This window comes from Citrifermentans bremense R1 (assembly GCF_000426865.1).
GTDB lineage: Bacteria > Desulfobacterota > Desulfuromonadia > Geobacterales > Geobacteraceae > Geomonas > Geomonas bremensis.
This window is the reverse complement of record NZ_AUGE01000001.1, coordinates 453,818-475,322: the sequence shown is the minus strand read 5'-3', so window position 1 is coordinate 475,322 and position 21,505 is coordinate 453,818. Positions and strand designations below refer to the sequence as shown.

20 protein-coding genes are annotated in these 21,505 nt (G+C 62.5%); all 20 read left to right on the top strand.

Going from position 1 to position 21,505, the window contains the following annotated elements:
* Positions 1-4: 4 nt before the first annotated feature.
* The 20 genes from K419_RS0102170 (at position 5) to K419_RS0102070 (ending at position 21,505) form a co-directional block, all read left to right on the top strand.
* Complete coding sequence (locus tag K419_RS0102170) at positions 5-598, top strand: DUF448 domain-containing protein (RefSeq protein ID WP_012529732.1); 594 nt, start codon at positions 5-7, stop codon at positions 596-598.
* Complete coding sequence (infB, locus tag K419_RS0102165) at positions 599-3,556, top strand: translation initiation factor IF-2 (RefSeq protein ID WP_026840127.1); 2,958 nt, start codon at positions 599-601, stop codon at positions 3,554-3,556.
* 118 nt (positions 3,557-3,674) lie between these two features.
* Positions 3,675-4,034 (top strand): ribosome-binding factor A, encoded by a 360-nt coding sequence (locus tag K419_RS0102160; RefSeq protein WP_012529734.1) that lies wholly within the window; start codon positions 3,675-3,677, stop codon positions 4,032-4,034.
* Positions 4,015-4,983 carry a DHH family phosphoesterase gene (locus tag K419_RS0102155; protein WP_026840126.1) on the top strand — a complete coding sequence of 323 codons (969 nt, stop codon included), beginning with the start codon at positions 4,015-4,017 and terminating at the stop codon, positions 4,981-4,983. Before K419_RS0102160 ends, K419_RS0102155 begins: the two co-directional genes overlap by 20 nt.
* A gap of 2 nt (positions 4,984-4,985) precedes the next feature.
* Entirely contained in the window at positions 4,986-5,870 is an 885-nt protein-coding gene (truB, locus tag K419_RS0102150) for a tRNA pseudouridine(55) synthase TruB (RefSeq protein WP_226377610.1), read from the top strand.
* A gap of 117 nt (positions 5,871-5,987) precedes the next feature.
* On the top strand, positions 5,988-6,254 hold the full coding sequence (gene rpsO / locus K419_RS0102145; protein ID WP_035496754.1) for a 30S ribosomal protein S15: 267 nt from the start codon (positions 5,988-5,990) through the stop codon (positions 6,252-6,254).
* A 186-nt stretch (positions 6,255-6,440) separates the two neighbouring features.
* Positions 6,441-8,531 carry a polyribonucleotide nucleotidyltransferase gene (pnp, locus tag K419_RS0102140; RefSeq protein ID WP_026840123.1) on the top strand — a complete coding sequence of 697 codons (2,091 nt, stop codon included), beginning with the start codon at positions 6,441-6,443 and terminating at the stop codon, positions 8,529-8,531.
* 53 nt (positions 8,532-8,584) lie between these two features.
* Positions 8,585-9,841: a M16 family metallopeptidase gene (locus K419_RS0102135; protein ID WP_026840122.1), complete on the top strand. Its 1,257-nt coding sequence runs from the start codon at positions 8,585-8,587 to the stop codon at positions 9,839-9,841.
* 1 nt (position 9,842) lies between these two features.
* Positions 9,843-10,283, top strand: a complete 441-nt coding sequence (gene dut / locus K419_RS0102130) for a dUTP diphosphatase (protein WP_026840121.1) — start codon at positions 9,843-9,845, stop codon at positions 10,281-10,283.
* 182 nt (positions 10,284-10,465) lie between these two features.
* Positions 10,466-11,563: an aminopeptidase gene (locus tag K419_RS0102125; protein WP_026840120.1), complete on the top strand. Its 1,098-nt coding sequence runs from the start codon at positions 10,466-10,468 to the stop codon at positions 11,561-11,563.
* A gap of 299 nt (positions 11,564-11,862) precedes the next feature.
* Positions 11,863-12,720 carry a rod shape-determining protein gene (locus K419_RS0102115; protein WP_026840119.1) on the top strand — a complete coding sequence of 286 codons (858 nt, stop codon included), beginning with the start codon at positions 11,863-11,865 and terminating at the stop codon, positions 12,718-12,720.
* A 47-nt stretch (positions 12,721-12,767) separates the two neighbouring features.
* A complete protein-coding gene (gene rnk, locus K419_RS0102110; protein WP_026840118.1) occupies positions 12,768-13,199 on the top strand; it encodes a nucleoside diphosphate kinase regulator in 432 nt (143 codons plus the stop codon).
* Between the two features lie 285 nt (positions 13,200-13,484).
* Positions 13,485-14,093, top strand: coding sequence for an L-threonylcarbamoyladenylate synthase (locus K419_RS0102105; RefSeq protein ID WP_012529745.1), 609 nt, complete (start codon positions 13,485-13,487; stop codon positions 14,091-14,093).
* A 30-nt stretch (positions 14,094-14,123) separates the two neighbouring features.
* Entirely contained in the window at positions 14,124-14,477 is a 354-nt protein-coding gene (locus tag K419_RS0102100; protein ID WP_026840117.1) for a hypothetical protein, read from the top strand.
* A gap of 149 nt (positions 14,478-14,626) precedes the next feature.
* A complete protein-coding gene (gene queD, locus K419_RS0102095) occupies positions 14,627-14,995 on the top strand; it encodes a 6-carboxytetrahydropterin synthase QueD (protein WP_012529747.1) in 369 nt (122 codons plus the stop codon).
* Complete coding sequence (locus K419_RS0102090) at positions 14,988-15,743, top strand: 7-carboxy-7-deazaguanine synthase QueE (RefSeq protein WP_026840116.1); 756 nt, start codon at positions 14,988-14,990, stop codon at positions 15,741-15,743. The genes queD and K419_RS0102090 overlap by 8 nt, the downstream gene beginning before the upstream one ends.
* 148 nt (positions 15,744-15,891) lie before the next feature.
* A complete protein-coding gene (locus K419_RS0102085; RefSeq protein ID WP_035496751.1) occupies positions 15,892-16,809 on the top strand; it encodes an AAA family ATPase in 918 nt (305 codons plus the stop codon).
* Positions 16,810-16,853: 44 nt separating this feature from the next.
* A complete protein-coding gene (locus K419_RS0102080; RefSeq protein ID WP_084154083.1) occupies positions 16,854-17,681 on the top strand; it encodes a DUF58 domain-containing protein in 828 nt (275 codons plus the stop codon).
* On the top strand, positions 17,662-19,560 hold the full coding sequence (locus K419_RS0102075) for a transglutaminase family protein (RefSeq protein WP_026840113.1): 1,899 nt from the start codon (positions 17,662-17,664) through the stop codon (positions 19,558-19,560). Before K419_RS0102080 ends, K419_RS0102075 begins: the two co-directional genes overlap by 20 nt.
* A 61-nt stretch (positions 19,561-19,621) precedes the next feature.
* The gene (locus K419_RS0102070; RefSeq protein WP_026840112.1) at positions 19,622-21,505 is read left to right on the top strand and encodes a tetratricopeptide repeat protein; all 1,884 of its coding nucleotides are present in this window, start codon (positions 19,622-19,624) and stop codon (positions 21,503-21,505) included.

Below are 21,505 nucleotides of genomic sequence, written 5' to 3'. Positions count from 1 at the left end.
CAGCATGCCCAAGGCCAACCCGCAAAGAAGCTGCCTCGCCTGCCGTGAGACCAAGGACAAGGGGAGCCTGCTTCGCCTGGTGCTGGCCCCGGACGGCACGGTAGTCCCCGACCTGCAGCAGAAACTTCCCGGACGCGGTGCCTATACCTGCATGAAGGGGAGCTGCCTCAAGCAGGCGGCGCAAAAAAGGCAGTTCGGCCGCGGCTTCAAAACCGAGGTCGCCCAGGTCGACCCGGAAGGGCTGGCGCGGCAGGTAGTAGAAAAGCTCGAGGAGCGGATAGCCTCCTACCTCTCCCTGGCCAACAAGGCCGGGAAGATCGTCTCGGGCTCGGACCAGGCGCTGGAGAAGCTGAAAAAGAGCGGAGCCGGGATCCTCTTTCTGGCCACAGACATCTCCGCCGACATCGGGGAGAAGTTCCGCGCCGTCGCGAAGCTTAGGGGGGTACCGTGCGTCTCCCTGTTCACCAAGGAACGCCTCGGGGCGCTTTTGGGCAAAGAGCTTAGGAGTGTCCTCGTGGTGACGGAGAGCGGCTTTGTCGGGTCTATTGAATTGGAAATTGAAAAGTACAGGAACTTCTTTGAGGAGGAGCGTGAGTAGATGAGCAAAACCCGCGTATATGAGCTGGCGCAGCAGATGGGGATAGACAATAAAGAGCTTATGGCAAGGCTGGCCGACGCTGGTGTGTCGGTAAAGAACCATATGGCGGTCCTTGAGGATTCGGATATCAAGGCGCTGTCCGCCCCTGCGCAGACACCCCACAAAGAAGTCTCCCAGGAGGAAGTCCGGGTCAAGCCGACCCTGATCCGCCGCCGGGCCAAGGCCGTCGAGCCTGAGGCCGCTTCCGCCGAAGCCGCATCCGCTCCCGCGGCTCAGGAAGAGGCCCCGCAAAAGGCCGAGCCCGAGAAGGTCGAGGCCGAGAAGGCTGAGCCCCCCAAGCCGCGCCAGGCAGAACCGGTCCGCGCCCGCATCATAGAGGCTGCGCCCGTGCCTAAGCCCGCAGCGGCACCCGCCGAGGCAGCGAAGCCCGAGAAGGAAAAACCGGCCGAGCCGGCACCCGTTGCCGCCGCACCCAAGGCTGCGGAAGCTCCGGCGGCACCCGCCGCGGAAGCCGCCCCCGCGGCCCCGGCACCGGCAGAAGCCCCGGTAGCTAAGCCGGCAGCGAAGCCGGAAGCGCCCGCCCCGGCAGTACCCGCGGCGCCGGTAGCGGCAGCCTCCGCCGAGGCCCAGGCCCCCGCCAAGGCCGAAGAGCAGGAGCCCGAAAAGGCGACCCCCACCAGGGCAAGGATCTTGGGGCGGGTCGAGATCCCGATTCCCGCGCAGCGCCCCGCCGAGCGCCGCGAATACCAGCGCACCGCCCCGGGCGAGCGCCCCGCGCCGCGCCCCGGCATGCCGCGCGGCGTCGAGCGCCCCGGCACCGAGCGCCCCGCGCCCCGACCGGGTGGGCCGCGTCCCGCCGGCGCCCCTGGCCGTCCCGGCGAGCGTCCGACCACCGGCCGCCCCGGCGGACCCACCGGCGGGCGTCCTGATCGTCCCGCACCGCTTGCTCCGATAGATGCGCCGCCGCTTCTGGGCGACGACCGCCGCAAAGGGAGAAAGCCGGCCCCTGCCGGCGGCACCGACTACGCCAAAAACGGCAAGAAGGGCGCACCCGCCGCAGCAGGGAAGGGGAAGAAGGACAGTTTCAAGGACATCCTCGACAAGCGCGAGCGCGTTTTCGAGCCAGGCCCCCGTTCCAAGGGGAAAAAGGGTAAATACGAGAAGGTCCAGATCGGCAAGAAGACCGAGATCACGGTCCCGAAGGCTATCAAAAGGATCATCAAGATCTCCGAGTCCATCACCGTGGGCGAACTCGCCAAGAGGATGGGGATCAAGGCCACCGACCTGATCCGCGCGCTGATGAAGCTCGGGGTCATGGCCACCATCAACCACCCGCTCGACTTCGATACCGCAACCCTTCTCGCCACCGACTTCGGCTACGAGATCGAGAACGTGGCGCTCGACGTGGACGAGATCCTGGAGGCGGAGCCCGATGCGCCTGAGTCCCTGCTGAAGCGTCCGCCGGTCGTCACCATCATGGGTCACGTCGACCACGGCAAAACCTCGCTTCTGGACGCCATCCGCGAAGCCAACGTCATAGCAGGCGAGGCCGGCGGCATCACCCAGCATATCGGCGCCTACGACGTCGAGTTGAAGGGGAGGAAGATCACCTTCCTCGATACCCCGGGCCACGAGGCGTTCACCGCCATGCGCGCCAGGGGGGCCAAGGTCACCGACATCGTCATCCTGGTGGTGGCGGCGGACGACGGCGTCATGCCGCAGACCCGCGAGGCGGTGAACCACTCCAAAGCTGCCGGCGTTCCCATCATCGTGGCGATCAACAAGATCGACAAGCCGGAGGCGAGCCCCGGCAAGGTGAAGCAGGAACTGATGGAGTTCGGTCTTGTGTCAGAGGAGTGGGGGGGCGAGACCATCTTCGTCGAGGTCTCCGCCAAGAAACGGATCAACCTGGAGTCGCTTCTGGAGATGGTTCTCTTGCAGGCCGACGTTCTGGAACTTAAGGCCAACCCGGACAAGGCCGCCCGCGGCACCATCGTCGAGGCGAAGCTGGACAAGGGGCGCGGCCCGGTCGCGACCGTCCTGGTCCAGGAAGGGACGCTGAAAAGCGGCGACTACTTCGTGGCCGGGGTCCACTACGGACGCGTCCGTGCCATGCAAAACGACCGCGGGGACAAGGTGCTTGCCGCGGGCCCGGCCATGCCGGTCGAGGTCATCGGCTTCAACGGGGTTCCCGACGCAGGCGACATCTTCGTGGCCATGGGCGACGAGAAGCAGGCGAAAGAGATCGCCAACCACCGCCAGATGAAGCTGCGCGAGTCCGAACTCGCCAAGCACAGCAAGCTCTCCCTGGAGCAGCTCTACGAGAAGATCCAGAAGGGCGAGGTGAAGGACCTGAACACCATCGTCAAGGGGGACGTGCAGGGTTCGGTCGAGGCCGTGGCCGAGTCGCTCAGAAAGCTCACCACCGATGCCATCCGCCTCAACGTGCTGCACGCCTCGGTCGGCGCCATCACGGAGACCGACGTCAACCTGGCCAGCGCCTCCAACGCCATCATCCTCGGCTTCAACGTCCGTCCCGAGGTCAAGGCGGCGGCGCTCGCCGAGAAGGAAGGGGTCGACGTCAGGCTCTACAACATCATCTACGACGCGGTGGACGACATCAAGAAGGCGATGGAAGGGCTCCTGGAGCCGACCTTCAAAGAGAAGTACCTGGGGCGCGCCGAGATCCGCGAGGTGTTCTCGGTACCCAAGGCCGGCATGGTCGCAGGTTCCTACGTCACCGACGGCAAGATCGTCAGAAACGCCCAGGTCCGCCTTCTGCGCGACAACATGGTGGTCTACGAAGGGAAGCTGGGAAGCCTGCGCCGCTTCAAGGACGACGTGAAGGAAGTGGCCACCGGCTACGAGTGCGGCATGTCCCTGGAGAACTACAACGACCTCAAAATCGGCGACATCTTCGAGTGCTTCGAGATGGAGAAGGTAGCCGGCAAGCTGTAGCACCACGACAAAACGGGGAGAGCGGCGTCCCGCGTCCGGCATCCGGCCGCGGAAGGCCCTCTCCCCTTAACCGTTTGCGCCTTGGTTTTTTCCCGGGCAGATCAGAGAGAAAAAGAAAATGGTAAAGCGTTCAGACAAGGTCGGAGAGCAGATCCACAAGATCATCTCCGAACTCCTCATCAAGGGGCTCAAGGACCCGCGCATCGGGTTTCTCACCATCACCGGCGTCAAGATGACCCCGGACCTCAGGCAGGCGACGGTGTACTTCACCGTACATGGCAGCGACGAGGACAAAAAGAACAGCGAGGCGGGGCTCAACTCCGCCAAAGGTTACATCCGCAAGGAGATCGGGCAGGCGCTCAAGATGCGCTTCGTTCCCGAGGTCCTGTTCAAGTACGACACATCCCTGGATTACGGCCAGCATATCGAATCGATTCTGAAGGAGATAGGGGCAACGGATGACGGCGAGCAAAGCTGAGATAACCCGGATACTGGCGGAGATCGACAACGGCTCCAGCTTCCTGATCACCAGCCACGAGAGTCCCGACCCGGACGCGGTCGGCTCGTCGCTTGCCCTTGCCAATTACCTCTCCGGGCGCGGCAAGGACGTCACCGTGTACCTGAGCGATCCGGTCCCGGACAACTGCTCCTTCCTCCCCATGGCGGACCAGGTCTATGCGGAAATGCCGGAGCGGGACTTCGACGTCTGCTTCGTCCTCGACGTGGGGGAGTTCCGCAGGGCGGGAAAGGCGGTCACCGGCAACAAGAGGATCGGCCGCTTCATCAACATCGACCACCACTTGGGGTGCGAGAACTTCGGAGTCTGCAACCTGATCGATCCCCAGGCGAGCGCCACCGCGGCCCTCATCCACCGGATCATCAAGGCGGCCGGCGACGAGGTGGATTATCCCGCTGCGCTTTGCATCTACACCGCCATCCTTTCCGACACCGGGAGCTTCCACTACTCCAACTCCGACCCCGAGGCGTTCGCCATCGCCGGCGAGATGATCGGCAAGGGGGTCAACGCCTGGGACGTGAACGAGAACCTCTACGAGAGCGAGCCGCTGCAGCGTATCGCGCTCCTCGCACTGGCGCTTTCCGATCTCACCGTCTCCCCCTCCGGGGAGTACGCCTCGGTCACCGTCACTCTCGACATGTACGAGAAGACCGGCGCCACCGCCCAGGACACCGACCGCTTCATCAACTACCCCCGCTCCATCAGGGGAGTGCAGGTGGCGCTCTTTTTCCGCCAGATCGAGGAGGGGCTTTTCAAGGTCGGCTTCAGGTCCAAGGGGAAGGTGGACGTCTCCGCCGTATCCGCCTCCTTCGGCGGCGGCGGGCATCATAACGCCGCCGGCTGCACCGTGAAGGGGACCTTGGCCGAGGTGAAGGCCCTGGTCTTCGACCGACTGGAGCAGATGCGCTGATGCTGAACGGCTTTTTCGTGATAGACAAGCCGGCCGGTGTCACCTCCCATGACATCGTGTTTAAGGTGCGTCGCGCCATCAACCAGAAAAAAGTGGGGCACACCGGAACGCTCGACCCCTTCGCCACAGGCGTCCTGCCAGTTGCCGTAGGCGAGGGGACCAAGGCGATCCAGTTCCTGGACGAGTCGGAGAAGGAGTACCGCGCCGTAATGAGGCTCGGTATCGCCACCGATACCCAGGACCTGACCGGCCAGGTGCTCTCCGAGCGCGACTGGTCGCAGTTGGAAGCAGCCGACCTGAAGCGGCTGGTGCCGCAGTTCCTGGGGCTCCAAAAGCAGATGCCTCCCATGTTCTCCGCCATAAAGCAGGGGGGCGTTCCGCTTTACAAACTGGCGCGTAAGGGAATCGAGGTGGAGCGCGAGGCGCGCGAGGTGGAAATCCACTCGCTTAGCTTTGACTGGATCCGGCTTCCCGAGGCATGCTTCACCGTTACCTGCTCGCGCGGCACCTATGTCAGGACCCTTGCCTGCGACATCGGCGAGGCGCTTGGCTGCGGGGCGCACCTGTTGGAGCTGCGGCGCACGAGGAGCGGCCTTTTTCGCGAAAAAGACGCCATCAGCATCGAGGCGCTGGCCGAGGCGGTCAACCAGGAGGGCCTGCTTCTCCCGCTGGACCGGGCGCTCGACCACCTGCGGAGGCTGGAGCTGTCCGAGGCGGGGGGAAGGAAAGTGCAAAACGGCGTGGTGCCGTCAGCTGCGGATTTCGCCGGGGCGACTGGAGAGTTCCAGCAGGGCGAACAGGTGCGACTCTATCAGGGGGAGCGCTTTGCTGCAGTAGCCGAGTACGACATGCTCAAAGGACTGCGATTGGCTCGTGTATTCAACTAGTATTATGCTTTACAGCCAGTACTTTCTATGGTACAAAGTTCGGATGTTTCACCTGCCGCGGCTTTACCTCGGCGCTGGCAGAATCTATAACAAGGAAGTATGAAGGGGGAAAATTAAATGCTGGTAACTGAAAAGAAGCAGGAAATCGTCAATGCTCACAAGCTGCATGACTCTGATACGGGCTCTCCTGAAGTGCAGATCGCGCTTCTCTCTGAGCGTATCACCTATCTGACTGAGCACTTCAAGACCCACAAAAAGGACCATCACAGCCGCCGCGGTCTGCTGAAGATAGTCGGTCAGAGAAGGGGTCTTCTCGACTACCTGAAAAAGAAAGATGTGGAGAGATACAAGGCCATCATCGCTAAACTCGGTATCAGAAGGTAAAGTAAGGAAAAGGCAACATACCTTTGCGGGTATGTTGCCTTTCACATTAGTCACTTAAGGGCCTTGTGCCCTTTTTCTTGTTGGGGGCGTGGATAAAACCGCCTTGTGGGCTTGCCCGGCTCGCAGGACGCTTTTATCGGCGGCCCCAACACCAACCGTAAAAAAGTTTAAATCGGAGGCCGAAGAATGGTACACACCGTACAGGCAGAATGCTGTGGCAAGACAATCACAATCGAAACGGGAAAGATCGCGAAGCAGGCAAGCGGCGCAGTCATGATCAAAAGCGGCGACACCATGGTGCTTGTCACCGCCGTCGCCATGAAGAGCGCCAAGGAAGGGCAGGGCTTCTTCCCGCTCACCGTCAACTACCAGGAGAAGGCGTACGCGGGCGGCCGCATCCCCGGGTCCTTCTTCAAGCGCGAGGGGCGTCCCTCCGACAACGAGACCCTGACCTGCCGTCTCATCGACCGCCCGATCCGTCCGCTGTTCCCGGAGAACTTCCTTAACGACACCCAGATCATGGCGACCGTGGTTTCGGCCGACAAGGACAACGACCCCGGCATCCTCTCCATGATCGGCGCCTCCGCGGCCCTGATGGTCTCCGACGTACCCTTCGCCGGCCCCATCGCCGGCGTCAAGGTCGGCCGCGTGGACGGCCAGTTCATCGCCAACCCGACCGCGGAGCAGGAAGAAAAGAGCGACCTCGAGATCGTGATCGCCGCCAGCCAGGACGCAATCCTGATGGTGGAAGGTTCCGCCTCCGAGGTTTCCGAGGACGACCTGCTGGAAGCCATTTTCTTCGGCCACAAAGCGGTGCAGCCGGTCCTCGCCGCCCAGCTCGAGCTCGCCAAGAAAGTCGGCACCCCGAAACGCGAAATCCCGGCTCCGGTGGTGAACCAGGAGCTGAAGGCCCGCGTTGACGCTCTCGCCAAAGAAGGGATGAAACAGGCGGTCCGCATCAAGACCAAGGTGGAGCGCCATGTTGCCATCGACGCCATCGCCGACGAGACCGTGGCGGCTCTTGCCGCTGAGTTCGAGGGGGCCGAGAAAGAAATCAAAGGGTTCATCGAAGACCTCGAGTACGACCTCGTGCGTGAGCACATCATCAAGGACGGCCAGAGGATCGACGGCCGCGACACCAAGACCATCCGCAACATCTCCACCGAGGTTGGCCTGTTGCCGCGCGCGCACGGCTCCGCCCTTTTCACCCGCGGCGAGACCCAGTCCATCGTGGCGGCGACCCTCGGCACCTCGGTCGACGAGCAGCGCATCGACTCGCTCTACGGCGACTCCCGCAAGAAGTTCATGCTGCACTACAACTTCCCTCCGTACTCCGTCGGCGAGACCAGCTTCCGCCTCGCTCCGGGGCGCCGCGAGATCGGCCACGGCATGCTCGCCGAGCGCGCCCTGCAGCAGGTGCTCCCGAAGCATGACGACTTCCCCTACACCATCAGGATCGTTTCCGACATCACCGAGAGCAACGGCTCCTCCTCGATGGCGACTGTCTGCGGCGGCTCGCTGTCCATGATGGACGCAGGCATCCCGATCAAGGCGCCGGTTGCCGGCATCGCTATGGGCCTCATCAAGGAAGGCGACGATTTTGCCATCCTCTCCGACATCCTCGGCGACGAAGACCACCTGGGCGACATGGACTTCAAGGTGGCCGGTACCGCCGAAGGCGTCACCGCGCTGCAGATGGACATCAAGATCTGCGGCGTCACCCGCGAGATCATGAGCGCGGCGCTGGCTCAGGCCAAGGCAGGCAGGATCCACATCCTGGGCGAGATGGCCAAGACCATCGCGGCATCGCGCGGCGACCTCTCCGCCTTCGCGCCCCGCATCACCACCATCTGGGTCAAAGTCGACAAGATCCGCGACGTCATCGGAAGCGGCGGCAAGAACATCAGGAGCGTCACCGAAGCGACCGGCGTCTCCATCGACATCGACGACACCGGCAAGATCAACATCGCTTCCACCAACAAGGAAGCCTGCGACCTCGCCATCAAGATGATCAGGAACCTCACCGCCGAGGCCGAGGAAGGGAAGCTCTATATGGGCACCGTCAAAAAGATCATGGAATTCGGCGCCTTCGTGGAGATCTTCCCGGGAACCGACGGCCTGGTCCACGTCTCCGAGCTCGACACCGAGCGCGTCAAGAACGTGAGCGACATCCTCAAAGAGGGCGACAAGGTCCTGGTCAAGTGCATCGGCATCGACAAGCAGGGCAAGATCAAGCTCTCCCGTAAAGAGGCTCTGGGACTGACTTTCACCGAATAATCCTTCTCATTTGAAAGCTGGCAATTTATGGCAATCCGGGTATAGTTCTAGCCATGATTAAAAAGACCATTCTAAATAACGGGATACGCGTCATCACCGAGCGTATCCCGTATGCCAGCTCGGTATCGATCGGTATCTGGGTCGCCAACGGCTCCCGCCATGAACGGCGGGAGTCCAACGGCGTCGCCCATTTCATCGAGCACCTTCTCTTCAAGGGGACCGAACGGCGCTCCTCCCTCGACATAGCCCGCGAGATCGACTCGGTGGGGGGCGTCTTGAACGCCTTCACCAGCCGCGAGTATGTCTGCTACTACGCCAAGGTCCTCGACAAGTTCCTCCCCAAGGCCGTCGACCTTCTCACCGACATCTTCCTCCATTCCACCTTCGACCCCGAAGAGATCGAAAAGGAGCGCCGCGTGGTGCTCCAAGAGATCAACATGATGGAAGACACACCCGACGACCTGATCCACGACCTGTTTCACCAGCATTTCTGGAAGGGGCACCCCTTGGGGATGTCCATCCTGGGCGACGCCGAAAGCGTCACCGGCCTCTCCCGCGACTCGATCATCGCCTACAAAGAGCAGATGTACCGCTCCGACGACGTCATCGTGACCGCCGCCGGCAACCTTACCCACGATAAGCTGACCGCTCTCCTGGAGGAGTACCTCCACTGCGTCCCCTCCGGCAACGGCAGGACCGAGTCGGCGCCTCCGGTATACGAGCGGAGGATCGAGCTGGTCGAGAAGGACCTGGAGCAGATCCACGTCTGCCTCGGCCTCAAAGGGGTGCAGCAAAGCCACCCTCAGCGCTACGACGCCTTCATCATGAACGCCATCCTGGGGGGCTCGATGAGTTCCCGGCTCTTCCAGGAAGTGCGCGAGAAAAGCGGCCTTGCCTACTCCGTCTATTCCTACATCGCCTCCCACGCCGACGCCGGTTCGCTGGTGGTCTACGCCGGCGCGAGCCCCGAAAACCAGGCTGAACTCCTCGAGATCATGCTGCGCGAGATCGGGCGCTTCAAAAGAGAACCGGTCCCGGCCGAGCAGCTGGACGGCGCCCGCGAGCAGCTCAAGGGAAACCTCCTTCTCTCCCTGGAATCCAGCGACAACCGCATGTCGCGCCTTGCCAAGAACGAGATCTACTTCGGCACCCCGCTGCCGCTCTCCGAGATCATGGAGGGGTTCGACCGGGTAACCGCCGAGAGCATCCAGTCCCTCGCCGTAGACATCCTCGACAATTCCGCGCTGACCCTGGTCATGCTGGGTCGGATCGGCACGCCTTCTTTCAAAGCTTCGGACATAAACGTCTGATATGGGGAACCTCCCTGTCCGAATAAAGAGGCTGAGAGCGACTCCGCTGCCGGTCTACATGACCGAGCACGCTGCCGGCGTCGACCTCTGCGCGTCGCTTTCCGCCGATTTCGTGCTGGCGCCGGGCGAGAGGGCACTGGTACCCACCGGGCTTGCCATAGAACTCCCGCCGGGGTTCGAGGCGCAGGTGAGGCCCAGAAGCGGGCTCGCTTTACGCCACGGCATCGCGCTCGTCAATTCGCCGGGAACCATCGACGCCGACTACCGCGGCGAGATCGGGGTGATCCTGATCAACCTGGGGAGCGAGCCGTTCACGGTGAGCGACGGCGAGCGCATCGCCCAGATGGTCTTTGCCCGCTGCGAGCGCGCCGAGTTCGTCGAGGTCGAGGAACTGGGCGACACCGCGCGCGGCGCCGGCGGCTTCGGGCACACGGGGAGATAGAGAAAAAAGCAGATAGAGATTAAGATTGAGACTAAGACTAAGACTAAGACTAAGACTAAGACTAAGACTCTGTGTCTCATATTGCTCTCTCAATAATCCCTTCTTCCTACAACCACATCCTGCCGGCGGTCTTGCCGGGCAGCCGCGTCACCCATTCTTGAACAACCATCGGGGGCAGGCACATGAAAGATCCTCGCTTAAGACAATTCGCTGAAGTCCTGGTCGATTACTCGGCACGCGTACAGAAAGACGACGTGGTGCTCATCTCCTGCGCCGGCACCGAAGGCGCGCCTTTGGTCAAGGAGCTCTACGCGCTCTGCCTGGAGCGGGGCGCCAAGTACGTCGAGTACGAGTTCACCATCCCCGACATCAACCGCTACTTCTACAACCTGGCCAGCGCCGAGCAGCTCTCCTACTTCCCCCAGCACAAGCTGGACTTCATGAAGCAGGCGAACGTCTACATCGGGCTCACCGCGTCGGACAACTCCATGGTGATGGCCAAGGCGAAGCAGGCCAGCATGATCGCCTGGTCCAAGGTGGTGCGCCCCATCATCGACCAGCGCGTGAAGCACACCCGCTGGGTGATCACCCGCTATCCGACCCAGTCGGCAGCCCAGGAAGCGCGCATGAGCCTTGACGAGTACGAGGATTACCTCTTCGCGGCCTGCTGTATGGATTGGGAGGAGGAGTCGAGGAAGCAGGATGCGCTGAAAGCATGCGTGGACGCGGCGGACCGGGTGCGCATCAAGGCCTCGGACACCGATCTCTCCTTCAGCATCAAGGGGCTTCCCGGCATCAAGTGCGACGGGCGCCTCAACATCCCGGACGGCGAGGTTTTCACCGCGCCGGTGCGCGATTCGGTGCAGGGGTACATCACCTACAACTGCCCCACCGTGTACCAGGGGAAGGAGTTCAACAACATCCGCCTCGAGTTCGAGAACGGCCGCATCGTCCGCGCCAACTCGCCGGGAATGGACGAGGAGCTGAACCGGATCCTCGACACCGACGATGGGGCGCGTTACGTCGGCGAATTCGCCATCGGCGTCAACCCGAAGATCACGGTGCCGATGCGCAACATCCTTTTCGACGAGAAGATCTTCGGCTCCATCCACTTCACGCCCGGGCAGGCCTACGACGAATGCGACAACGGCAACCGATCCGCAGTGCACTGGGACATGGTGAAGATACTGGCCGGCGACGGCGAGCTGTGGTTCGACGACATCCTGATCCAGAAGGACGGGCTCTTCGTCCACGAGCCCCTGCTCGGTCTTAACCCGTAGGCTGGCAGTAGGCACGCTCTTTTAGTAACGGCCGCTCACGCGGCAGACAGAGGTGCAGCGGATTGACTCAATTCGCTTATTCTGATAGATTCAAGGCTGTTAAAAAACGACGGAGAAACAGATGGCACCCATTCATGCACAGTTCAAGCAGATCCTCTCTCTTCTGGAAATCGTTCCGGTACGTCGTGACGCGCAGTCTGTCACTGTGTCGGAGGGGATCGTATAGGCTTAAACAGCATGTTTTCCCAAAGCCCCCCACCGACACAGTCAGTGGGGGGCTTTTTTTATGGAGCTTTGTCATGATTCCCTTGTTAAAGCCTACCAACTGGAGGCCGCACGTCGCCTTGGATGTCGGAACCGCAACTACGCGCATAGCTGCAGGGAGCCGGTTGATGGAACAACCGTCGATGATCGGCAGGAAAAGGGCTCTTAGCGGTGGGGTGGTGGTAGACGGGGAGACGGCATGGCATATCCTGAAGCCGCTGCTGGATCGCGCCCGGGTCTGCGGCATCGTCAAGCCCTGCGTCCTGGCCTGCGCTCCCAGCGACGCGCGTTATGAAGAACGGCAGCTGCTGGTCGACTCCATCATGAGATCCGGGGCAGCATCGGCCGCTGTGATCCCCGAACCGCTTGCTGCCGCGATCGGCGCAGGTATCGACGTTTCCTCGCCCTACGCCAGGATGGTGGTGGATATAGGCGAAGGCGTCACCGACTGCGCGATCATCAGCTCCAGCGAAATCCGCGCTTGCTGCGCGGTCAGGATCGGGTGCGCCCGGATGCGCTCGGCCATCGTGAAGAACATCGGCGGCGAGTACGGCGACGACCTCGCCGACGACCTGATGCGCCGCTTTGGCCTTGCCCGATCTCCGGAAGACGCAGGGAGCGTCGCGGTCGCGGCATCGATCGAACTGGTGCTGGAAGAGATCGCCGCAAAGCTCTCCTTGTTCGTGCGGGATCTCCCTGCGGAAATGGGATGCGACGTCATCGACAGCGGGATCTGCCTGACCGGCGGCGGCGCTCTCATCCCCGGGGTGCGACGCTATCTTGAAGAGCGGATCGGCATCAGCATCTGCGTTGCCGACAACCCGCGCCACTCCGTGGTCGAGGGGGCGCGAGCGATACTGCCGGTCATGCTGATGCTGAACCGTTGGCACTGATTCCCCGCTGCTTGACGGCGGCAATACTACATCGAGGAGGTTTCACCATGAAAAATACCCAGAAGGCGCAACGGCACGTAGTCGTAACCGACTTCGACATGGAGCGTCTGGAGGCTTTGATCGACAAGGCGCGCTCCACCCAGACGCGGGACAGCAAGAACCTGCAAGAACTGGCGGAGGAACTGGTCCGGGCTGAAGTGGTTGATCCGGCGGGCATCCCTCCCGACGTGATCACCATGAATTCGAAGGTTTGCCTGCAGGATCTCGATTCCAAGGAAGAGTTGGTTTACACGCTCGTCTTCCCCAACGAGGCGGATCTGGCCAGCGGCAAGATCTCGATTCTGGCACCGGTCGGTACCGCGATGATCGGCTTTAGAACCGGAGACAGCATCACCTGGCCCGTACCTGGAGGGATGAAGAATCTGAAGGTGAAGAAGATTCTCTATCAGCCTGAAGCGGCAGGGGATTACCATCTGTAGGAAGTTCGCGCGGCTTCTTCGCGGCAGGCGGGAAGGAACAGCTTCTTGCCTGTTCTTGCAGACAGCGCGGCATGGCTGGATCAGGGGAGTCCGAGGAAAGGATGTAGCGGCAACGAGGCCGAACAGCTAAGATCAATGGTGGACGGGGCCACGTTTATATATTATATATAACACCGCCCTGAGACTGTGGTGCGCCGACGCGAACTATGGTGGACGACATCCTGATCCAGAAGACGCCCCACTTGGTCCATGCGCTTCTTCTGAGATTAAACCCGGTGACTAGACATGCTCCTGGAAATAAATCCCGACAATCCGCAGCCGCGGCTGGTAGCCAAGGTGGTGGAGATCCTGAAAAACGGAGGCGTGGTTGCCTACCCCACCGATACCACCTACGGCATCGGCTGCAGCATCTTCAGCAAGAAGGGAATCGAGCGGATCTACCAGGTCAAACAGCGCGACCGCAAGAAACCCTTTTCCTTCATCTGCTCGGACATATCCGAGATCTCGCGCTACGCCAGGGTCTCCAACTACGCCTTCAAGCAGCTGCGCCGGCTGCTGCCTGGCCCGTACACCTTCGTCCTGGAGGCGAACAGCGTGGTGCCGGACCTGGTCACGACCAAGCAGAGAACGGTCGGCATACGCATGCCCGACAACAACATCTGCCTTGCCATCGTGAAGGAGTTGGGCCACCCCATCGTCACCACCAGCGCCAACCTATCCGGAGAAGACCCCATCGGCAATCCCTGGCAGGTCGAGCACGAACTCGGGAAACTCCTTGATCTCGTGGTCGACGGCGGCGACCTCTCCGCCGACGTGAGTTCCGTGGTAAGCCTCATCGGCGACTCTCCCGAACTCCTCAGGAAAGGGGTCGGGGACGTGAGCTGGTGCGAATGATGCGCCCAGCGGGACCGAGGTCAGCACTCCATGCGTAAAAAAACCGTCCGCAGCGGGATCAGGGCCATCTGCGCCAGCATCATCTCCCTCATGGTCGCCACCTTCTTCCACGACAGCCTGGGGCAATTTTTCCTGCTCGGGCTGGACGGGGAGGCGCGGCTGGTATTCTTCGGCTTTTTCCTCGCCGGCGTCCTGGGCGGGTTCGGAGTGCTGGTAGCCGCTATCGGGCTCTTGCAGAGCGAGGCCCCCCACCCGAGGGCGCGCCTGGCGCCGGGCATCATGCTGCTTTTTTCCCTTGTTTTCCTCTTCTTCGTGCTCGCCTACACGTCGTTCACCACCCCCGCGCCCCCAAGGCTTGAGCCGGGTGAGAGCATAAACATCTGAAACCGGTCAGGCATCAGCTCCGCGTTGATCTCTCCCGAGCCCCCGCATGTCCAATTAAATCCGCTACACCCCAACCTTAACCTTAACCTTAGCCTGTCTTTTATGCTATATTGGGCCGGCTGTTAATAATGAAAACCCCGGAGGGTGGCATGTTTCGTCTCACCATTCACACTGCCTTCGCTGCAGCCCACAACCTGATCAACTACCAGGGGGACTGCGAGAACCTGCACGGCCACAACTGGAAGGTCGAGGTATCGGTAACGACCAACGAACTGGACAAGGCCGGGCTCGGCATCGACTTCAAGATCCTCAAGCGGGAGACCAACACCCTCTTGAAGACCCTGGACCACAAGTACCTGAACGAACTCCCCCCCTTCTTGGAGGTCTCTCCCTCTTCCGAGAACATCGCGCGCTACCTTTATCATGAGCTGACCAAGATCCTTGGCAGCGACAAGGTGAAGGTGGAGATGGTCACCGTGTGGGAGTCGGATTTCGCGGCCGCGAGCTACTATGAGTAAGGGTCTTCGCGCCCCCTTGGTGGAATGCTTTTCCTCGATCCAAGGCGAGGGGGTCCTGGTGGGTCTGCGCCAGGTATTCCTGAGGCTTGCCGGCTGCAACCTGAACTGCTCATTTTGCGATACGCCCGGCATGAGCGAGACGCCCAAGGAGTGCCTGCTGGAACTTACCCCGGGGCGGCGGGACTTCTTCAAGGTGCCGAACCCGGTCGGCCTGGAGCGGATCGCCACGCTTTTGGAGAGCTGGACCGAGGGGTGGCCCGGCATCCACCACTCCATCAGCGTTACCGGAGGAGAGCCGCTGTTGTACGCGAAAGAGCTGAAAGAGTGGCTCCCGGTGCTGAGAACGCTGCTTCCGGTCTATCTGGAGACCAACGGGACCCTTCCCGATCAGCTGGCACCGCTCATGCCGCACCTGGATTACATCGGCATGGATTTCAAGCTCCCCTCCACCTCAGGCTGCGCGAATCTTTGGGACGCGCACCGCGCCTTCCTGGAAACGGCGTCGAAGACCAGCGTCTTCGTGAAGATCGTCGTCGACCAGAGCACCGAGGATTGGGAGATCGAACGTTCCTGCCAGATGATCCTGGCCGTGAACCCCGGCATCCCCCTCATCCTGCAGCCGATGACGCTTGGAAGCGGCACCGTCGCGCTCCCCGCGCTGAGGATGCTGGAACTCCAGGAACTCTGCTCGGGCCTGAACGAGGTCCGGGTCATCCCCCAGACGCACAAGTTCATGGGGCAGCTCTAGCCGGGGATCGAGGCTGGCGAAAGAACAGGGTAAGGTCAAGGGGGCGTCGTCTGGCGCCCCTGTTTATTTTCCGGGGCTGTCGGTATAATGAGGGCTGGCAACTGGCCGGGGAGGTAAAGGATTGAGCCGACTTCCAAGGGTTGACGAGATGAACAACGTGCTGGAGGAGCTTTCCCGCCAGCACCTGAAGGGGAAGGTGCGGGCCTTGCGGCTGAGCCTCATGGCGCTTCTGACCGGCGGGCACGTCCTTCTGGAGGATATCCCGGGGCTCGGGAAGACCACCATGGCGCTAGCCTTCGCCGGCGCGCTGGGGCTCTCCTTCGGCCGGGTGCAGTGCACGAGCGACCTCCTTCCCTCGGACATCACCGGGCTCTCCGTCTTCGACAGGGAAACCGGCCGTTTCAATTTCATCAAGGGCCCGGTCTTCAACAACATAGTGCTGGTGGACGAGATCAACCGCGCCATGCCGAAGACGCAGAGCGCGCTTTTGGAGGCGATGGAGGAGCGGCGGGTGACGGTGGAAGGTGTCACCTACCGGCTCCCGGAACCGTTCCTGGTCTTGGCCACCCAGAACCCGGTGGAGCAGGTCGGCACCTATCCGCTTCCCGAATCGCAGATGGACCGCTTCCTGATCAAGACCGGCATAGGCTACCCCCCCGAGGAGATCGAGAAGGGGATCCTGAGGCAGGGGAGCATCAGGGACGAAATCCTCCACATCCCTTCCCTGGTGACGCACGAGGAGCTGGTCGAGGCGATCGGGTCGGTGAAGAAAGATGTCTACGTGGGGGAGAAGGTGACCGACTACGTCTACGCCATCATCAAGGCCACCCGTAACCATCCCCTGATCCAGGCCGGGCTCTCCACCCGCGGCGGCATCGGGATGGTCGACGCCGCCAAGGCCGCGGCGTACCTGAACGGACGGGACTTCGTAGCGCCGGAGGATGTACGGGATGTGGCGCACGCGGTCTGCCCGCACCGCCTCATTTTCCGCCCGGAGCACGAAGGGGTGGACAAGGAGCAGATATTAAACGCGATCCTAAAAGAGATACCGCTCCCCCTCACATAAAGCTCACCAAAGGGGGAGGGCTGTACATCGCCGCCACGCTGCTTTTGGGCGTCTCCGCAGTCAATACCGGGAACAACCTGCTCTTTCTCATCGTGGCCGCCATGCTGGGGTTCATGGCGGTGACCGGTGTCCTTGGTTGGCTGAACCTCCGGGGGCTCTCCGCCCGGGTCCAGCTTCCCGACGAAGTCTACGCCGGCACCACGACGCCTTTGGCTGTGCACCTGGAGAACCGCAAGAAACTCCTTCCCTCCTTTCTCATCGACGTCGGGGTCTCGTCCGGCTTCGTCTGGTTTCTCATGCTCCCGCCGCGCCGGCCTGAGTCGGCATCGCTTTTCCTCACCTTTTCCTCCCGCGGCAGCAGCAGCCTTCCCAGCGCGGTGATCAGCTCCCGTTTCCCCGTGAATTTCTTCATCCGCTACAGCCGGATCGACCTTCCCGCGACCTTCATCGTCTTTCCCGCGCCGCGACCTCTCGGGCTTGCGCTGCAGGGTGGCAAGCCGGATACCGGGGAGGCGGTTGCGGCCGCCGCCCCCGGCTACGAAGGGGAACTCGCCAAGATCTCCGATTACCGGGGAGGGGAGCCGCTCAAGCTGATCCACTGGCGCCTCTCCGCCAAGCACGTTGTCTTCAAGGTGAAGGAGCTTTCGTCGACGGCGGGGGAGCCGCTTACCCTGGACCTGGAGCGCATCCCCGGCCGTGACCTGGAGCAGCGGCTTTGCGGCTGCTGTTTTCTGGTGAACCGCCTGGTGAAGGGGGGGCGCCAGGTAGGGCTCAAGCTGGGCGAGAAGGTGATCGCCCCGGCGGCGCCGACCCGCGGGCACCGGCTCAAACTTCTGGGAGAACTTGCCCTTTATGGCGAAGCTAAAGATTGAAAAGCTGCTGAACCTTCTTGCCGGGTGCATAGCGCTCCTCGGGTACCTCCCGCTGCAGCCGTACCTGGACCCGCTCCCCCGCTACTTCTTCCCGGTCTCGCTCCTGGGGGCGTTTTACCTGCAGCGTACCGGCCGCGCCCTGCCGGCGCGCCTGCTCACCCCCCTCTCCATCGCGCTCTTTCTCTACTACGCCGTCGGCTTCAGCTTGAACCGCCTGGTACCTGTTACCGGGGACCTCCTGGTGCTCTTTCTGGCGGTGAGGCTCTTGGGCGAGAGAAGCGGCAGGCATTACCTGCAGGCCTTCGCGCTGTCGCTCTTTTGCCTGGCCGCCTCGTCGCTTTACGAGATTTCCGCGATCTTCCTGCTTTACCTGCTGCTGCTTTTGCTCCTCATGGCAGTTTCGCTGGTGCTGCTCACCTTCCATGCCCACGACCCCGCCATCGTCCTTGCCCCTGACCAGGGGAAGAAGGTGCTTGCCGTCTCGGTGCTTATGCCCGTGGCTTCGCTCCCCATCCTGCTCGTGCTCTTCGTGCTCCTGCCGAGGACGCAGTACCCCCTGTGGCATTTCCTGGATGCGACGGCAGGGAAGAAGACCGGGCTATCCGACCGCGTCCAGCCTGGGGACGCGGCCAGCGTCACCGAGGTGAAAGGGGCGGTGCTCAGGGCCATAACCGGCAGGCTCCCGGAAGACAAGCTTTACTGGCGCGGGGTCGTGCTGAACGGGTTCCGCGGCGATTCGTGGGTGAGGCTTCCGGTCCCCGAGGAACTGCCACCGGTCCAAAAAGGCGGCGCGGTGCTCCAGGAGATCTACCCGGAGCGTTCGCAGAGCTCCTACCTCCTCGCCCTGAATACCCCCCGCAGCATCTCGGGGCTGCGCCACGACGAGGCCAACGACGCCGTCTTCACTTCCCGGCGGCCGCTGGACAGGAAGGTGAAGTACGTAGCGACCTCGGTCCTCGGCACACCCCTGGAGGTGAAGGGGGGGATAGACCGCGATTTTTACCTGCAGCTTCCCGCGACGCTCCCCGAGCGCATCCTGGCCAAGGGGCGGGAACTCGCCCGCGCCGGCCTCGGTCCCCCGGAGCGGATGCGGCTTTTGGAAGCATTCTTCCGCAACCAGAGGATCACCTACGCCAACACCGAGCTCCCGGTCGGCCCCCAGCCGCTGGACTCGTTCCTCTTCGACAAAAGGAGGGGCAACTGCGAATACTTCGCCTCCTCCTATGCCACGCTGCTGAGAATGGCCGGCATCCCGTCCAGGCTGGTCGGGGGGTACCGCGGCGGCACCTACAACGACATGGGGGGGTACTACCTGGTGACCGAGGACATGGCGCACGTCTGGGTCGAGGCGTACCTCGAGGGGGTAGGGTGGCAGACGGTGGATCCCAGCGCCTGGGCGCTCGGGTCGGCAAGGCGCGCCGCCTCCGCCAGGGGAATCTCGATGTACTTCGATGCCGTCAGCTTCTACTGGGACAAGGCGGTGGTAAGTTACGACCTCGACAAGCAGATCGCGCTGGTGAGGCGGGCCGGGAGCAAGGCGCGCGACCTGCGTCTCCCCGCGGGCTTCCTGCGCGGCTCGCTGGCGTTGTTGTTGCTCATGCTGCCGCTGGCGGCGCTTGGCTTGTGGCTCAAGAAGAGGCCGGCAAGCCAGGAAGAGAGGGTGCTGAGGAAGATGCTGCGGGCCGCTCGCAAGCGCTACCCGGGGGACGCAAGCGGGAAGCAAGGGCTCTTCGAGCTGTCGGCGCGCCTGGACGACCCCCTGATCCGCGAGTTCGCAGCCGTGTACGGCGGCGCCGTCTACCGGGACCGGCCGCTGCGAAAGGAAGAGCTGGCGAGATTGAAGGAAATAGTCCGGGAACTGCGTCAGCATGGTCCTTGACACCGGACGCCGTTTGCTTTAGTTTTAGAAGCTCGGATTTTTTGGTCTAATGAGGCTATAAGTGGCTACGAAAAAAGAAAAAATTCTGGAGAGCGCCCAACGCTTCGTCCTTAAAGGGCAGATCGACAAGGCGATCAAGGATTACCAGCAAGTGGTGGCCCTGGATCCCTCCGACGTCCGTTACCGTCAAAGGCTGGCCGAACTCCTGGTGCGGGACCGCCGCAAGGAAGAGGCGATTCAGGAGTATGAGTTTATCGGCAAGCACTACGCTGAAAACTCCTACTTCCTCAAGGCAATCGCCATCTATAAGCAGATACAGCGTCTTTCGCCGGGCAACACCGCGGTAGCGCTCACCGTCGCTTCCCTGAACCACCAACAGGGGCTGACCGGCAACGCGCTGGCCGAGTACGGCCGGGTGGCGGCCCAGTTCGAAAAAGAAGGCGCCCTCAAAGAGGCGCTCAAGGTCGTGGAACAGATGCTGGGCGTGGATGCCGAGCACTGCGCCACCCGCCTCAAACATGCCGAACTCCTCTTTGCTACCGGTGCCAAGGACGACTCCTATTCGGCCCTTGGGCAGCTGGCGGCATCGCTGCGCGCACGCGGTCACTCAGCGGATGCGGACGTGGTCGCCTTCCGCCTGCAGCAGCTTTTCCCCGACAAGCCGAGGGAATCTTCCGACGCTGCCCCACTGCAAATGGATGCCGCGACGCCGGGCGCCTTGGAAGTGTTCGATTCCTGCGACGATATTCCCGGCGTGGACGCTGACGTCCCGGCGCCCTGGGAGAGCGAGGGGGAAGGGGATGCCGGCGAAGAACTCCCCGATCCTCTAGATCCACCCGTGCCGGCAGTAGCTGCGGAACCGGCACCCCCCGTCGGCTCCTGGGAACCGGAGCCGGCTGTCGCCACCGCCGCTCCCGACGAAGCTCCTGCGCTTGCCTCATGGGAAGAGGAGATAGAACTCGACCTGGACGACGACCTGCCGCTGGAGAGCGCCCCCGAGGCGTCTTCCGTTTCCCAGGCAGCATCCCCGGTGCCACCCGTTCCCGTTGTTGAAGCGACGCAGCCTCCCTTGCAGCCCCTGGCACAGGACGGGATCGACCTGCAGCTCGATTTTTCCCTGGAACTCGACTTCGACGAAGTGGTGCAGTCGCTGGAAGAGGAGCCGCTGGACCAGGAGGCGGCCCCAGTTGTCGAGCTGGATGTCGACGCTGCGGCGTTGGAGCTGAGCCTGCCTCAGGAATCGGGCGCGGACCTCCCCTGGGAAGAACATCCGGAATCGGATGAGCTTTCCGCGGCGGAAGACCTGCCGGAACTGGAAGATCTCCCTGAACCGGAGCAACTTGCGGAAGCGGAGGAACTGCCCCAAGTGCAAGCGCCGGAGCTTTTGGAGGTGCAGGATTGGGAGGCCCCGACGGAGGCGCCGCAGGACGAAGAGCCCGCTCGGATGGACGCGTCGGCGCCCGCCCGCTCGCAGCGGTTGCGCGGGTGGGAGGAGATCTATCCGGAGAGCGGGGATGCCCCCGAGACGGAGTTGGACATCGAGGAGTTGGAGTCGCACTACGATCTGGGGATCGGCTATAAAGAGATGGGGATGTACGGCGGCGCCATCAAGGAGTTCGACACCGCTGCGCGCAACCCTCACCGGCGGCTGGACTGCCTCACGCTGCAGGCCATCTGCTACCGCGAGAAGGGGGAGGCGGACCGGGCCGAGGACCTGCTGCGCCGAGGCCTGTCCCTGGAGGTGATCTCCCAGCCGGAGCGGGTCTGCATCGCCTATGAGCTGGCCGTGCTGCTGGAGGATTCGGGCACGCCGGACGAGGCGATAGAGCTGTACCGGGAGGTCGTTCGCGCCAACCCCGGGTACCATGACGCCTCCCGGAGGCTCTCCGCTCTTTCCGGCGAGGAGCGACTGGACATTATCGAACTGGAACTGGAAGAAGGGTAG